The sequence below is a fragment of the Streptomyces sp. NBC_00984 genome (assembly GCF_045162475.1).
In the GTDB taxonomy this organism is placed as follows: domain Bacteria; phylum Actinomycetota; class Actinomycetes; order Streptomycetales; family Streptomycetaceae; genus Streptomyces.
In genome coordinates, this window is record NZ_CP108734.1 from 6141804 (window position 1) to 6157281 (window position 15478).

Below are 15478 nucleotides of genomic sequence, written 5' to 3' on the forward strand. Positions count from 1 at the left end.
CGTGAAGCACCCGCAGGCCCGGAGGACGTCGTGAGCGACACACTGACCTTGATCGAGAACCGACCGCCCTCCGTGGCGAACCTCTTCATCGACCGCGTGGCGGCCACCCCGGACGGGGAGGCCTACCGCTACCCCGTCCCCTCGGCCACCGGTGCGGGACCCGATGAGTGGAAGTCGCTGAGCTGGGCGCAGGCCGCCGAGCGGGTCTACGCCGTCGCGGCAGGGCTCATCGGTCTGGGCGTGCGGCCGGAGGAACGGATCGCGCTCGCCGCCGGTACGCGAGTGGAATGGATCCTCGTCGACCTCGGTGTGATGTGCGCGGGCGCCGCCACGACCACGATCTACCCGTCGACCAACGCGGAGGAGTCGGCGTTCATCCTCTCCGACTCCGGGAGCCGGGTGCTGATCGCCGAGAACGCCGCCCAGCTGGCCAAGGCCCGCGAGCGCCGCGCCGAGCTGCCGGACCTCGCCCATGTCGTGGTCATCGACCCCGAGGACGCCGGACCCGCCGAGGGCGACCCGGAGGGCTGGGTGCTTACCCTCGCCGATCTGGAGGCCCGCGGCACCGCGTACCTGGCGGAGCACCCCGAGGCGATCAAGGAGCGGGTCGCCGCCATCACGGCCGACCAGCTGGCCACCCTCATCTACACCTCGGGCACCACCGGCCGCCCCAAGGGCGTGCGCCTGCCGCACGACAACTGGTCGTACATGGCCAAGGCCACCGTGGCGACCGGCCTCATCACCAAGGACGACGTCCAGTACCTCTGGCTGCCGCTCGCGCACGTCTTCGGCAAGGTCCTCACCTCCGGCCAGATCGAGGTCGGCCACGTCACCGCCGTCGACGGCCGGGTCGACAAGATCATCGAGAATCTGCCGGTGGTCCAGCCGACGTACATGGCCGCCGTGCCCCGTATCTTCGAGAAGGTCTACAACGGCGTCGCCGCCAAGGCGCGGGCCGGCGGCGGGGCCAAGTACAAGATCTTCCAGTGGGCGGCCGGGGTCGCCCGCGAGTACGCGACGGTCTCGCAGGACAACTTCCGGCACACCGGCACGGCCTCCGTCCCGTTCGCGCTCGGCGCCAAGCACAAGGTCGCCGACACCCTCGTCTTCGCCAAGATCCGCGAGGCCTTCGGCGGCCGGCTGCGCGCCTGCGTCTCCGGCTCGGCCGCGCTCGCCCCCGACATCGGCCTCTTCTTCGCGGGCGCCGGCATCCACATCCTGGAGGGCTACGGCCTCACCGAGACCAGCGCCGCCTCCTTCGTCAACCCGGGCGAGGCCTACCGCACCGGCACCGTCGGCAAGCCGCTTCCCGGCACCGAGGTACGGATCGCGGACGACGGCGAGATCCTGCTGCGCGGCCCCGGTCTGATGGAGGGTTACCACGGGCAGCCGGAGAAGACCGCCGAGGTGCTGGAGTCGGACGGCTGGTTCCACACCGGCGACATCGGCGAGCTCTCCGTGGACGGCTATCTCCGGATCACCGACCGCAAGAAGGACCTGATCAAGACGTCCGGCGGCAAGTACATCGCCCCGGCGGAGGTCGAGGGACAGTTCAAGGCGGTCTGCCCGTTCGTCTCCAACATCCTGGTGCACGGCGCGGACCGCAACTTCTGCACCGCCCTGATCGCCCTCGACGAGCCGACCATCCTCGGTTGGGCCGCCGAGAACGGCCTGGGCGGGAAGCCGTACGCCGAGGTGGTGGCCTCCCCGCAGGCCGTCGCGCTCATCGAGGGCTATGTGAAGCGGCTCAACGAGGGGCTGCAGCGCTGGCAGACCATCAAGAAGTTCCGCCTGCTGCCCCGCGACCTCGACATCGAGCACGGCGAGCTGACGCCCAGTCTGAAGCTGAAGCGGCCGGTCGTCGAGCGCGAGTACAAGGGCCTCATCGACGACATGTACGCGGGGACCCGCGAGGCCTGAGCCAGGTCCGCGCGGACCGGCCGCCCGGTGCGGCTGCTTCTGTTCCTCCCCGCTCATTTTCTCCGCTCACTTCGGCAACTCGCTGCTTATGGGCATGGTCCATCTGTCACTCTGTCGGTGTCGTCAGCGTCGCCCAACGAGAACAGACAGACAGCAACGAGAACAGACAGAGCGAGAACAGGCAGGAGCTGCACCGTGGGGCCCATTCCCTTGCAGCGGGACATCGTTCAGCGTCCCGGTATTCCCGCAGGCCGTGCGGACGCGCGGCCTGCCGCCCATACGTCCCTGCCCGGGAACCTCCTCGCACCCTCCGCCGCCCGCCGGTTCGTCCGGGCCGCGCTCGGCGAGTGGACCGGGCTCGGGCTGCCGGCGGCCGTGGGCTTCAGCGAGCGCGTGGCCGAGGACGCGGAGGTGGTCGTCAGCGAACTGGTCACCAACGCGGTCGTGCACGCCGGGACCAGCGTGGAAGTGCTCGCCCGGCTGGAGGAGGCCACCGAGGACGAGGTCGCGGCCCTGGTGCTGGAGGTCTCGGACCACCATCCGGCCCGCGCCGTGCGCAGCGACCGCCCGGAGACCGGAAGCGCTGCCGAAGCGGCGGAGGGCGTCGGCCTCATCGGCCCCGACGAGCCCGCCGAGTACGGTCGCGGGCTCCAGCTCGTCGGCACCCTCTCCGAGCGCTGGGGCATCACCTATCGCACCGGCCTCAAGACCGTCTGGGCCCGGCTTCCCGTGGACGACTGGAACCCGTTCCCGGAACCGGCGGCCGAGCCCGAATTCCAGCAGGGGCTGCGCGCCGCCGAGCTGCTCGCCCCCACCGCCCGGCGCGCGCTGCGCGACGACGCGGACTGGGCCGGCCGCGGCGCGCTCTCGTTCCTCGCCGAGGCATCCGACCTGCTCGCCGGCCAGCTCGACGAGGACATCGTCGCGGCGCTCTCCGGGCAGTTACTGGTGCCCAGACTCGCCGACTGGTGCGCGATCTGGCTGGAGCCCGAGAACGGCGGCCCCTCGGCCGTCCCCCGGCTCGCCAGCGTCTGGCACCGGGACGAGGCCGAGACCGGGCAGCTGCGCACCGTGCTGGAGCAGGCCCCGATCCGGCTCCCCGAGCGGGTCGGCACCGGGCCCGTCTCCATGCCGTGGCCCGGCGGCGAGGAGGAGGGCGCGGAGGCCGAGGAGCGCGCCGCGTCCGCCCTCGCCTACCGGATCACCTCGGGCGGCCGGACACTCGGCGCCGTACTGCTCGGCCGGGAGGGTCTCGCCCGTGTCCCCGACGAAGTGACCGCGCTCATCGAGGACTTCGTGCGCCGGGTCGGCCTCGCCGTCGGCGCGGCCCGCGCCTACACCCGGCAGGCCACCATCAGCCGCATCCTGCAGCGCGCGCTGCTGCCCGGAAAGGTCGCCGACATACCCGGGGTCTCCAGCTCGCTGGTGTACGAACCCAGCGACGACGGAGTCGTCGGCGGCGACTTCTACGACATCTTCCCGTGTCCCGGCGACCGCTGGTGCTTCGTGCTCGGCGATGTGCAGGGCAGCGGCCCCGAGGCCGCCGTCGTCACCGGCCTCGCCCGGCCCTGGCTGCGGCTGCTGGCCCGGGAGGGCTTCGGTGTCGGCGAGGTCCTGGACCGGCTCAACCGGCTGCTCCTCGACGACGCCATGGAGGCCGCCGAGGCGGCCGCGCTCATGGTGGCCGCCGCCGGCGGCCAGCAGACGGCGGACACCGGACAGTCCCGCTTCCTGTCCCTGCTGTACGGAGAGCTCGTACCGCTGCCCGGCGGCGGTGTGCGCTGCACCCTGGCCAGCGCCGGCCACCCGCTGCCGCTGCTGCTGCGGCCCGACGGCGAGGTGCGCCCGGCCGCCGAGCCGCAGATTCTGCTCGGGATCTTCGACGACGTCGCGTACGAGAGCGAGAGCTTCGAGCTGGCGCCCGGCGACAGCCTGCTGTGCGTCACGGACGGAGTGACGGAGCGGCGCTGCGGGCCGCTGATGTTCGACGACGGGGACGGACTGGCCCAGGCGCTGGCCGCCTGCACCGGGCTGTCGGCGGACGGGATCGCGGACCGGATCAAGCGGGCGGTGCACGAATTCGCCGAGCGTCCGCCCGACGACGATCTGGCGCTGCTGGTGCTCCAGGCCGGGTGAGGACCCGCGTCCGGGGGCGGGCGCGGCCTCAGTGATCACGGCCGTGGCCGAGGGTTCCCCGGCGGCGAGCGACAATGGGCGGTATGCCTTCCGTACTGCCCGATGGTGAACCCGTACCCGACGACGGGGCGCTGCCCCGCCATGCCCTGGAAGGCGCCGCCGGCCGGCCGCTCGGCTTCTACCTGCACGTGCCGTACTGCGCGACCCGCTGCGGCTACTGCGACTTCAACACCTACACCGCGACCGAGCTGCGCGGCTCCGGCGGCGCGCTGGCCTCCCGGGACAACTACGCCGAGCATCTGATCGGCGAGGTCCGCCAGGCCCGCAAGGTCCTCGGCGACGATCCGCGTCCGGTCCGCACCGTCTTCGTCGGCGGCGGTACGCCGACGCTGCTGGCCGCCGCGGACCTGGTCCGGATGCTGGGGGCGATCCGTGAGGAGTTCGGGCTCGCGGACGACGCAGAGATCACCACCGAGGCCAACCCGGAGTCCGTCGGTCCGGCGTATCTCGCCGAACTGCGGGAGGGCGGCTTCAACCGGATCTCGTTCGGGATGCAGAGCGCCCGGCAGCACGTGCTGAAGATCCTGGACCGTACGCATACGCCGGGCCGGCCCGAGGCATGTGTCGCCGAGGCCCGCGAGGCGGGCTTCGAGCATGTCAACCTCGACCTGATCTACGGCACGCCGGGGGAGTCCGACGACGACTGGCGGGCCTCGCTGGACGCGGCGATCGGCGCCGGGCCGGACCATGTGTCGGCGTACGCGCTGATCGTCGAGGAGGGCACCCAGCTGGCCCGGCGGATCCGGCGCGGCGAGATCCCGATGACCGACGACGACGCGCACGCGGACCGGTATCTGATCGCGGACGAGGCGATGGCCGCGGCGGGCTTCTCCTGGTACGAGGTGTCGAACTGGTCCCGTACGCCCGAGGGCCGGTGCCTGCACAACGAGCTGTACTGGCGCGGGGCCGACTGGTGGGGCGCCGGGCCCGGGGCGCACAGCCATGTCGGCGGGGTGCGCTGGTGGAACGTGAAGCACCCGGGCGCGTACGCCCAGGCGCTGGCCGAGGGGCGGTCGCCGGGGGCCGGACGCGAGATCCTCTCCGAGGAGGACCGGCGGGTCGAGCGGATCCTGCTGGAGCTCCGGCTCGCGGACGGCTGTCCCCTCGGCATCCTGGCCCCGGCCGGCCTGGCCGCCTCCCGCCGCGCCCTGGCGGACGGCCTCCTGGAGCCCGGCCCGTACGAGCGGGGACGGGCGGTGCTGACGTTGCGGGGGCGGTTGCTGGCGGACGCGGTGGTGCGGGACCTGGTGGACTGAGGGCCGGGGCCGCGGGGCGGGGGCGTGGACCGGCGGGCTACTCTGCCGGCGCCGTCACGAAGTCGATCAGGTGCTCCACCGAACCCAGCAGGGCCGGCTCCAGGTCCCGGTACGAGTGGACCGTGGCCAGGATCCGCTGCCAGGCCGCGCCGGTGTTCTCCGGCCAGCCGAGCGCGCGGCACACGCCCGTCTTCCAGTCCTGGCCGCGCGGGACCACCGGCCAGGCCGTGATGCCCGCGGAGGACGGCTTCACCGCCTCCCACACGTCGATGTAGGGGTGGCCGACCACCAGCACGTTCGCGTCCGAGACCTGAGCGGCGATCCGGGACTCCTTGGAGCCGGGCACCAGGTGGTCGACCAGGACGCCCAGCCTGGCGTCCGGGCCGGGGGAGAACTCGCGCACGAGGGCGGGGAGGTCGTCGATGCCCTCCAGGTATTCGACGACCACGCCCTCGATCCGCAGGTCGTCGCCCCAGACCCGCTCGACCAGCTCCGCGTCGTGCCGGCCCTCCACATAGATCCGTCCCGCCCGCGCGACCCGGGCGCGCGCCCCGGGGACCGCGACCGAACCCGAGGCCGTACGGGCGGGGCGCACCGGAGCGGCGGCCGAGGGGCGTACGAGGGTGACCACCCGGCCCTCCAGCAGGAAGCCCCGCGGCTCCATCGGGAACACCCGGTGCTTGCCGAATCGGTCCTCCAGGGTCACTGTCGGACCCTGGGCCGTCTTCTCGCAGCGGATCACCGCACCGCAGAATCCGGTGGAGACCTCCTCCACGACCAGATCGGGTTCGGCGGGGACCTCGGGAACGGGGGCGGACCTCTTCCACGGCGGGGTCAGGTCCGGCTGGTAGCTGCGCATCGGACGACGATAGGACGACCAGGGCCTGTCCGGCGGATCAGGGTCGGACGCGCCCCCGGCCATGATCCGCCGGGCAGGCCCTGAGGGTCACGACACGCCGAAGCGTACGGCCAGTTGTTCGCCCTGTTCCCGTACGAACGCCGCGTCCACCACCGCCCCGTGCCCCGGAACGTACACCGCGTCCTCGCCGCCCAGCGCCAGCAGCCGGTCCAGCGAGGCCGGCCAGCGGGACGGGAACGCGTCCCGGCCCGCCTGCGGCTCGCCGGACTCCTCGACCAGGTCGCCGCAGAGCACGATCGCGGGGGAGCCGGGGACGACCGCCACGAGGTCGTGGCCACTGTGTGCGGGGCCCACGTCGGCCAGCAGCACCTCGCGCCCGCCGCCCAGATCGAGCGTCCACTCGCCGCGCACCTGGTGCCGCGGCACCACCAGCGCGTCGACGGCCTCCGCCGCGTCGTGCTCGCCGACTCCGTGACGCACCGCCGAGCTGCGCAGGTCGTCCGCCCCCCGCTCCAGCAGCTCCGCCATGCCGACCGCCCCGTACACCTCGGCGCCGGGGAACGCGGCGGTGCCCAGGACGTGGTCGAAATGGGGATGGCTGAGTGCGATATGCGTCACCCTCCGGCCGAGCAGAGCCTGGGCCTGGGACCGCACCTCGGCACCCTCACGGAGCGTCGATCCGGTGTCGTAGAGGAGCACTCCGTCCGTTCCGGCCACCAGTGCGACGGTCGCGTCCCACCCGGGAAGGCGCCGCCGGCCCACTCCGTGACCGAGTCGCTCCCATCCGAACTCTTCCCAAGAGGCATCCATACCGGGACGCTATCGGCAAACGACCTGCACGGTCTCGCGGTAGCGTGGCCGGTCGCCCTTGCTAGCCCCCCACTCGGCCGCCGTACACTGGCCGGGGGATTGCTGGCACTCGCGTTGACCGAGTGCCAAGCGGATTCCTGGGCACAGGAACAGGAACGACCCGAGAACCACGAGGAAACACAGCTGGAGGTGTGCGCGATGCTCAGCGAACGCAGACTCGAAGTGCTTCGCGCCATCGTCCAGGACTATGTCGGCACGGAGGAGCCCGTCGGCTCCAAGGCGCTCACCGAGCGGCACAAGCTGGGGGTCTCCCCGGCGACCGTCCGCAACGACATGGCGGTGCTGGAGGACGAGGGCTTCATCGCCCAGCCCCACACCAGTGCCGGACGCATCCCGACGGACAAGGGCTACCGGCTCTTCGTCGACAGGCTCGCGGGGGTCAAGCCCCTCTCGTCGCCGGAGCGCCGTGCCATTCACAATTTCCTCGACGGCGCGGTCGACCTCGACGACGTCGTGGGCCGCACCGTACGGCTGCTCGCGCAGCTGACCCGGCAGGTCGCCATCGTGCAGTACCCCTCGCTGACCCGGTCGACGGTGCGGCATGTGGAGCTGCTGTCACTGGCAGCCGCCCGGCTGATGCTCGTGCTGATCACGGACACCGGCCGGGTCGAACAGCGCATGATCGACTGCCCCGCCCCGTTCGGCGAGACCTCTCTCGCCGATCTGCGGGCCCGGCTCAACAGCCGGGTCGTCGGACGCCGTTTCGCGGACGTCCCGCAGCTGGTGCAGGATCTGCCGGAATCCTTCGAGAGCGAGGACCGGGGAACCGTGTCCACCGTGCTCTCCACCCTGCTCGAAACCCTCGTCGAGGAGACGGAGGAGCGGCTGATGATCGGCGGCACCTCCAACCTCACCCGCTTCGGGCACGACTTCCCTGTGATGATCCGGCCGGTGCTGGAAGCACTGGAGGAGCAGGTCGTGCTGCTGAAGCTGCTCGGCGAGGCCAAGGACTCGGGCATGACCGTACGTATCGGGCACGAGAACGCCCACGAGGGGCTCAACTCCACGTCCGTCGTCGCGGTCGGCTACGGTTCGGGCGACGAGGCAGTCGCCAAACTCGGCGTGGTCGGACCGACCCGCATGGACTACCCCGGAACGATGGGAGCGGTACGCGCAGTGGCACGTTACGTCGGACAGATCCTGGCGGAGTCGTAAGTGGCCACGGACTACTACGCCGTACTCGGCGTACGCCGCGACGCATCCCAGGACGAGATCAAGAAGGCATTCCGTCGGCTCGCCCGCGAGCTGCACCCGGATGTCAACCCCGATCCGAAGACCCAGGAGCGGTTCAAGGAGATCAACGCCGCCTACGAGGTGCTGTCGGACCCGCAGAAGAAGCAGGTCTACGACCTCGGCGGCGACCCGCTGTCCGCCTCCGGCGGCGCCGGCGCGGGCGGATTCGGACAGGGAGGCTTCGGCAACTTCTCCGACATCATGGACGCGTTCTTCGGTACGTCGTCGCAGCGCGGACCCCGTTCGCGCACCCGGCGCGGCCAGGACGCGATGATCCGGCTGGAGATCGATCTCGCCGAGGCCGCGTTCGGCACCACCAAGGACATCCAGGTCGACACGGCCGTCGTCTGTACGACCTGCAGTGGCGAGGGTGCCGCACCCGGCACCTCCGCCCAGACCTGTGACATGTGCCGCGGCCGCGGCGAGGTCTCCCAGGTCACCCGGTCCTTCCTCGGCCAGGTCATGACCTCGCGGCCCTGCCCGCAGTGCCAGGGCTTCGGCACGGTCGTGCCGACCCCGTGCCCGGAGTGCGCCGGCGACGGCCGCATCCGGTCGCGCCGCACGCTCACCGTGAAGATCCCCGCCGGTGTCGACAACGGCACCCGCATCCAGCTCGCGGGCGAGGGCGAGGTCGGCCCCGGCGGCGGCCCGGCCGGCGACCTGTACGTGGAGATCCACGAGCTCTCGCACGCGGTGTTCCAGCGCCGCGGCGACGATCTGCACTGCACGGTCACCATCCCCATGACGGCGGGCGCGCTCGGCACCAAGGTGCCGCTGGAGACGCTCGACGGCCTGGAGGAGGTCGACATCCGGCCGGGCACCCAGTCCGGCCAGTCGGTCCCGCTGCACGGACGCGGCATCACGCACCTGCGGGGCGGCGGGCGCGGCGATCTGATCGTGCACGTCGAGGTGATGACCCCGACGAAGCTGGACCCGGAGCAGGAGCGACTGCTGCGGGACCTGGCGAAGCTGCGTGGCGAGGAGCGGCCCACCGGCCAGTTCCAGCCCGGCCAGCAGGGGCTGTTCTCCCGGCTGAAGGACGCCTTCAACGGCCGCTGACCGACCCGGCACACCGTTCCCGGACGCCGGACGGGCCCGCTCGACGGGTCCGTCCGGCGTTTGAGTACAAAGCGGACCCCGTCCCGCGCACGCCGGGCCGCGCGGGACGTGACACGATGCGGTCATGTCATCCGCGTTGACCGATCTCTGCCGGTATCCGATCGTGCAGGCCCCGATGGCGGGGGGCACGTCCTCCCCGCAGCTCGTCGCGGCCGTCTCCGAGGCGGGCGGGCTCGGTTTTCTCGCCGCCGGGTACAAGACGGCGGACGGCATGTACAACGAGATCAAACAGCTGCGAGGGCTGACCGGTCAGCCCTTCGGCGTCAATCTCTTCATGCCGCAGCCCGCGCTCGCCGACCCGAGCGCCGTCGAGGTGTACCGGCATCAGCTCGCGGGCGAGGCCGCCTGGTACGAGACCCCGCTCGGCGACCCGGACTCCAGCGGCGGCGACGACAACTACGACGCCAAACTGGCCATCCTCCTGGAGGACCCGGTCCCGGCCGTCTCGTTCACCTTCGGCTGCCCGACCCGCGACACCCTCGACGCGTTCGCCGGCGTCGGCACGTACACCGTCGTGACGGTCACCACGCCCGAGGAGGCCCAGGCCGCCCAGTGGGCGGGCGCCGACGCGGTCTGCGTCCAGGGCATCGAGGCTGGCGGCCACCAGTCCACCCACCGCGACGACCCGCAGGCCGACGGCGCCGGGATCGGGCTGCTCTCGCTGGTGTCCCAGGTCCGCGAGACCGTCCAGATACCGATCGTCGCCACGGGCGGGCTGATGCGCGGGTCCCAGATCGCCGCGGTGCTCGCCGCGGGCGCGGAGGCGGCGCAGCTCGGTACGGCGTTCCTGGTCTGCCCCGAGTCCGGGGCGAGTCCGCTGCACAAGCAGGCGCTGACCAACCCGCTGTTCGTACGGACCGCCCTGACCCGGGCGTTCTCCGGCCGCCCGGCGCGCGGTCTGGTCAACCGTTTCATGCGCGAGCACGGCCCGTACGCCCCCGCGGCCTACCCGCAGGTCCACTATCTGACCGCCGGACTGCGCAAGGCGGCGGCGAAGGCCGGGGACGCGCAGGGCATGGCCCTGTGGGCGGGGCAGGGACACCGGATGGCACGCGAGCTGCCCGCGGGCCGGCTGGTCCGGCTGCTCGCCGAAGAACTGGACGCCGCACGGACGGCAGTGAGCACAGGGAGTACGCAGTGACCGCACCGGTCTTCGTCGTCGAACAGGTCCCCGGCGGGCCCGAGTTCGTCCTGGAGGGGCCCGAGGGCCGGCACGCCGTGTCGGTGAAGCGGCTGCGTGCCGGTGAGGACGTCGTGCTCACCGACGGGCGCGGCCACTGGACGGAAGGCATCGTCCTGGCCGCCGAGGGCAAGGACCGGCTCGTCGTCACCGATCTGACCGGGATCCGGGAGGAGCCCCGGCCCGCTCCCCGCATCACCGTCGTCCAGGCCCTGCCCAAGGGCGACCGCGGCGAGGTCGCCGTGGAGACGATGACGGAGACCGGTGTCGACGCGGTCGTGCCCTGGCAGGCAGCGCGCTGCATCACGCAGTGGAAGGGCGACCGCGGCCTCAAATCCCTGGCGAAGTGGCGCAACACCGCCCGGGAGGCGGGCAAGCAGTCCCGTCGGGTGCGCTTCCCCGATGTGGCCGACGTGATGACGACCAAGCAGGTCGCCGCGCTCGTCGCCACGGCGGACTTCGTCGCCGTCCTGCACGAGGACCGGGGACACAACAGCGAGCCGCTGGCCACCGTCCGGCTCCCCGCCCAGGGCGAGATCGTGCTGGTCGTCGGCCCCGAGGGCGGTGTGTCGCCGGACGAGCTGGCGGTCTTCGCCGCGGCGGGCGCCCGGACCTGCCGGCTCGGGGCGAGCGTCCTGCGCACCTCGACGGCGGGCACGGCGGCGACGGCACTGCTGCTGGGGCGCACCGGCCGCTGGTCGTGAGCCCGGCCCGCAACTGCCGGTCGGCCGGAGCCCCTTCGCGCGCCCCGGCGGCGCCCCCCAGTACGACCGCACGCCGTCTACCGTCCGGTGGGTAACGGTGGGAAGCTGCCCGTATGGGGACATCAAGGGCATGGGGTCAGGGAAGAGGACGGCGCTTTCTGGCCGTGTCCGCACTCGTGGTCGCGGCGGTCGCGGGTGCCGTCGCCTGTGAGCCCGCGGGCGGACTGAATTCCGCGTCCATCGCCGTGACCACCGACCGGGTCGGCACCGGCGCACTGGAGCGCAACGGGGTCGACGTGCAATGGCTGAACTGCACCGCCGGAGTCGACGGGGACCGGACCGTGGGCGCGTCGCCCGCCGTGTCCGCGCGCCGGATCGCGGACGTCGACTGCACCGGCAAGTCCGCGAAGGGCGAGGCCATCACCCTCACCGGCAAGGTCACCCAGGAGCTCGGCGGGCGGTGCGTACGGGGGGACCTGGCCGCGAAGACGGGCGGGAAGGCCGTCTTCCGGGCGGATGTGCTCGGCAACTGCGACGCCGCCCCCTCGGCCGCCGTGTGGAATCCACCGCCGCCGGCCGGCGGCGCCGGCGTCCGGCCGACGGTCACCGTCACGGTGACGGTGACCGAAACGCCCATGGGCAAGTGAGCCGGTCCGGCGCGCGGCGGCCCGTCGGACTCCGGCCAACCCGGTTACGCACAGCATGGTCGCGGCCTAGGGTGATCGATGTGACGCAGCCTGCCTACCTCCGATACCCCCATGTCCAGGGCGATTCGATCGCCTTCACCGCCGAGGACGATGTCTGGCTGGCGCCGCTGGACGGCGGCCGAGCCTGGCGCGTCAGTGCCGACAACCGGCCTGTCACCCATCCACGGATATCGCCCGACGGAACCCGGGTCGCCTGGACGTCCACCCGGGACGGGGCACCCGAGGTACACATCGCGCCTGCCGACGGCGGCCCCTCCCAGCGGCTCACCTACTGGGGCGACGCGCGGACCGCCGTCCACGGCTGGACGCCCGGGGGCGAGGTGCTGGCCATCAGCGCCCAGGGGCAGGCGTCGCTCCGGCGCACCTGGGCCAGGGCCGTCCCGGTCGACGGCGGACCCGCACGGACCCTGCCGTACGGGCCGGTCGGTTCCGTCGCGTACGGGCCCGGCGGCCGGGTCCTGCTGCTCGCGGTCACCATGGGACGCGAGGCCGCCCGCTGGAAGCGCTACCGGGGCGGCACCGCAGGCAAGTTGTGGATCGAGCAGGAGTCCCCGGCGGACGGCCCGGCGGAGTTCGTACGGCTCCACGCGGAGCTCGACGGGAACATCGAGTGCCCGATGTGGGTGGGGGAACGCGTCGCCTTCCTCTCCGACCACGAAGGCGTCGGCGCGGTCTACTCCTCGCTCCCCGACGGCTCCGACCTGCGCCGCCACACCGGCATCGAGGGCTTCTACGCCCGCCACGCGACCACCGACGGCAGCCGCGTCGCCTACGCGTCGGCCGGTGAACTCTGGCTGCTGGACGACCTCGGAGGCGACGGACCCCGCCGCCTCGACATCCGGCTCGGCGGTCAGCGCACCGACCTCCAGCCGCACTCCGTGCACGCCGGCAGCCACCTCGACTGCGCGTCCCCGGACCGCACGGGCCGCGGCAGCGCCGTCGGGACGCGCGGCGCCGTCCACTGGGTCACCCACCGCGAGGGCCCGGCCCGCGCGCTCGCCGTCGAACCGGGCGTACGGGCCAGACTGCCCCGCACCTTCCAGGCCGACGGCGACCAGCACGTCGTCTGGGTCACCGACGCCGAGGGCGACGACGCCCTGGAGTGCGCACCCGCCACCGGCACCGCCCCCGGCGCCGTACCGCGCCGCCTCGCCGCGGGCCGGATCGGCAGGGTCCTCGACCTCGCCCCGGCCCCCGACGGCAGCCGGTTCGCCGTCGCCGCGCACGACGGGCGGGTCCTGATCGTCGAGCGGGAGAGCGGCGAGGTCCACGAGGTGGACCGCAGCGAGCACGGCGACGCCTCCGGCCTCGTCTTCTCGCCCGACTCCTCCTGGCTCGCCTGGTCCCACCCCGGGCCCGAGCCGCTCAGCCAGCTCAAGCTCGCGCACCTCGCCGATCTGTCGGTCGCCGAGGCCACCCCGCTGCGCTTCCGGGACTTCGCCCCCGCGTTCACCGGCGACGGCAAGCACCTCGCGTTCCTCTCCGAGCGGTCCTTCGACCCGGTCTACGACGCCCATGTCTTCGACCTGGCGTTCATCGGCACCTGCCGCCCGCATCTGCTGACGCTCGCCGCCGCCACGCCCTCCCCGTTCGGGCCGCAGCGCCACGGCCGCCCGACCGAGAAGGAGAAGAGCGGCGGCGAGGGCGACCAGGACAACCCGACCGCGCTGCCCGTCACCCGGATCGACCTCGAAGGGCTCGCCGACCGGATCCTGCCGCTGCCCGTCGAGGCCGCCAGCTACTCCACGCTGCGCGCCGCGAAGGACGGGCTGCTGTGGCTGAGCCACCCGGTGGCCGGGGTGCTCGGTACGAGCGGCGCCACGCCCGACTCCGGGCGGCCCGAGACCGTCCTGGAGCGGTACGACCTGGAGAAGCTGCACTGCGAGGAACTCGCCTCGGACGTCAGGGGCTTCGCGGTCAGCGGGGACGGCAAGCGGGTCGTCCTGCACACCCGGGGCAAGCTGCGCGTCGTACCGTCCGACAGCCGGGCCCCGGCCGACGACGACCACGACGGCGACAGCGTCACCGTCGACCTCTCCCGGATCCGGCGGACCCTCGAACCGGCCGCCGAATGGCGCCAGATGTACGACGAGGCCGGGCGCATCATGCGGGACAACTTCTGGCGCTCCGACATGGGCGGCCTCGACTGGGACGGGGTCCTGGACCGCTACCGCCCGGTGCTGGACCGGGTCGCCACCCACGACGACCTGATGGACCTGCTGTGGGAGGTGCAGGGGGAGCTCGGCACCTCGCACGCCTATGTGAACCCGCCCGGCGGATGGCAGGACGACTCGGCCCGGCAGGGACTGCTCGGTGCGGACATCTCCCGTACGGACGAGGGCAGTTGGCGCATCGACCGGATCCTGCCGTCCGAGACCTCCGACCCGGAGGCCCGCTCGCCGCTCGCCGCGCCCGGGGTGGCGGTACGCGCCGGGGACGCGATCCTCGCCGTCGACGGCAGCCCGGTCGACCCGGTGACCGGGCCCGGACCGCTGCTCACCGGCTCGGCGGGCAAACCGGTCGAGCTGACCATCTCACCGGTGGACGGCGGCGACCCCCGCCATGTCGTCGTCGTACCGGTCGCCGACGAGGAGGCGCTGCGCTACCACGCGTGGGTCGCCGACCGGCGGGCCCATGTGCACGAGCAGTCCGGCGGACGCCTCGGCTACCTCCACGTCCCCGACATGGTCGGCTCGGGCTGGGCGCAGCTCCACCGCGATCTGCGGATCGAAGTGGCCCGCGAGGGGCTGGTCGTGGACGTCCGGGAGAACCGCGGCGGCCACACCTCGCAGCTGATCGTGGAAAAGCTCGCCCGCCGCGTCGTCGGCTGGGACATGCCGCGCGGCATGCAGCCGTTCAGCTACCCGCAGGACGCGCCGCGCGGCCCCGTGGTCGCCGTGGCCAACGAGTTCTCCGGCTCGGACGGCGACGTCGTGAACGCCGCGATCAAGGCGCTGCGCATCGGGCCGGTCGTCGGTACCCGTACCTGGGGCGGCGTGGTCGGCATCGACAGCAAGTACCGGCTGGTGGACGGGACGTCGGTCACCCAGCCCAAGTACGCGTTCTGGTTCGAGGGTTACGGCTGGGGCGTGGAGAACCACGGGGTCGATCCCGATGTCGAGGTCGTGATGACGCCGCAGGACCATGTGGCGGGGCGGGATCCGCAGCTGGACGAGGCGATCCGGATCGCGCTGGCGTCGTTGGCGCAGACGCCGGCCATGCGGGCGCCGGAGTTGCCGGAGCTGCCGGGGGCGTAGGAGGAGGAGTGGGGCGGGGTGCGGGTCGGGGTGCGGTGCGCCTGCGGCGGGCTCGTTTTCCTGCCCGCCCCTTCCTGTAACCGGGGGCTCCGCCCCCGGACCCCCGCTCCTCAATCGCCGGAGGGGCTGAATGGTGCTCCGGGCAGGGGACAACACCCGCCGCAGGCGGCCCGATAG

Annotated in this window: 11 protein-coding genes; 9 read left to right on the forward strand and 2 right to left on the reverse strand. The window is 72.8% G+C overall.

Going from position 1 to position 15478, the window contains the following annotated elements; all coding sequences use genetic code 11:
• The first annotated feature begins 30 nt into the window (after positions 1 to 30).
• The 3 genes from OG520_RS27430 to hemW all read left to right on the forward strand — a co-directional run bounded on the left by OG520_RS27430 (position 31) and on the right by hemW (position 5372).
• Positions 31 to 1920, forward strand: a complete 1890-nt coding sequence (locus OG520_RS27430; protein WP_399326601.1) for an AMP-dependent synthetase/ligase — start codon at positions 31 to 33, stop codon at positions 1918 to 1920.
• Positions 1921 to 2130: 210 nt separating this feature from the next.
• A complete protein-coding gene (locus OG520_RS27435; protein ID WP_406016578.1) occupies positions 2131 to 4056 on the forward strand; it encodes a SpoIIE family protein phosphatase in 1926 nt (641 codons plus the stop codon).
• 74 nt (positions 4057 to 4130) lie between these two features.
• Positions 4131 to 5372, forward strand: a complete 1242-nt coding sequence (gene hemW / locus OG520_RS27440) for a radical SAM family heme chaperone HemW (RefSeq protein WP_399326599.1) — start codon at positions 4131 to 4133, stop codon at positions 5370 to 5372.
• A 37-nt stretch (positions 5373 to 5409) separates the two neighbouring features.
• On the opposite strand, the gene OG520_RS27445 is transcribed toward hemW, so the two are convergent.
• On the reverse strand, positions 5410 to 6231 hold the full coding sequence (locus OG520_RS27445; RefSeq protein WP_399326597.1) for a DUF3097 domain-containing protein: 822 nt from the start codon (positions 6229 to 6231) through the stop codon (positions 5410 to 5412).
• Between the two features lie 87 nt (positions 6232 to 6318).
• Positions 6319 to 7041 carry an MBL fold metallo-hydrolase gene (locus tag OG520_RS27450; protein WP_406014974.1) on the reverse strand — a complete coding sequence of 241 codons (723 nt, stop codon included), beginning with the start codon at positions 7039 to 7041 and terminating at the stop codon, positions 6319 to 6321.
• A gap of 198 nt (positions 7042 to 7239) precedes the next feature.
• On the opposite strand from OG520_RS27450, the gene hrcA reads away from it, so the two are divergent.
• From hrcA to OG520_RS27480, 6 genes are all read left to right on the forward strand, one after another.
• Positions 7240 to 8256, forward strand: a complete 1017-nt coding sequence (gene hrcA, locus OG520_RS27455; RefSeq protein WP_266419393.1) for a heat-inducible transcriptional repressor HrcA — start codon at positions 7240 to 7242, stop codon at positions 8254 to 8256.
• Complete coding sequence (gene dnaJ / locus OG520_RS27460; RefSeq protein ID WP_266419396.1) at positions 8257 to 9393, forward strand: molecular chaperone DnaJ; 1137 nt, start codon at positions 8257 to 8259, stop codon at positions 9391 to 9393.
• Between the two features lie 124 nt (positions 9394 to 9517).
• Entirely contained in the window at positions 9518 to 10594 is a 1077-nt protein-coding gene (locus OG520_RS27465) for a nitronate monooxygenase (protein WP_266419398.1), read from the forward strand.
• Complete coding sequence (locus OG520_RS27470; RefSeq protein ID WP_399326591.1) at positions 10591 to 11337, forward strand: 16S rRNA (uracil(1498)-N(3))-methyltransferase; 747 nt, start codon at positions 10591 to 10593, stop codon at positions 11335 to 11337. The genes OG520_RS27465 and OG520_RS27470 overlap by 4 nt, the downstream gene beginning before the upstream one ends.
• Positions 11338 to 11501: 164 nt before the next feature.
• On the forward strand, positions 11502 to 11984 hold the full coding sequence (locus tag OG520_RS27475) for a hypothetical protein (protein ID WP_406014975.1): 483 nt from the start codon (positions 11502 to 11504) through the stop codon (positions 11982 to 11984).
• 80 nt (positions 11985 to 12064) lie between these two features.
• Positions 12065 to 15301, forward strand: coding sequence for a S41 family peptidase (locus OG520_RS27480; protein ID WP_406014976.1), 3237 nt, complete (start codon positions 12065 to 12067; stop codon positions 15299 to 15301).
• Positions 15302 to 15478: the final 177 nt, after the last annotated feature.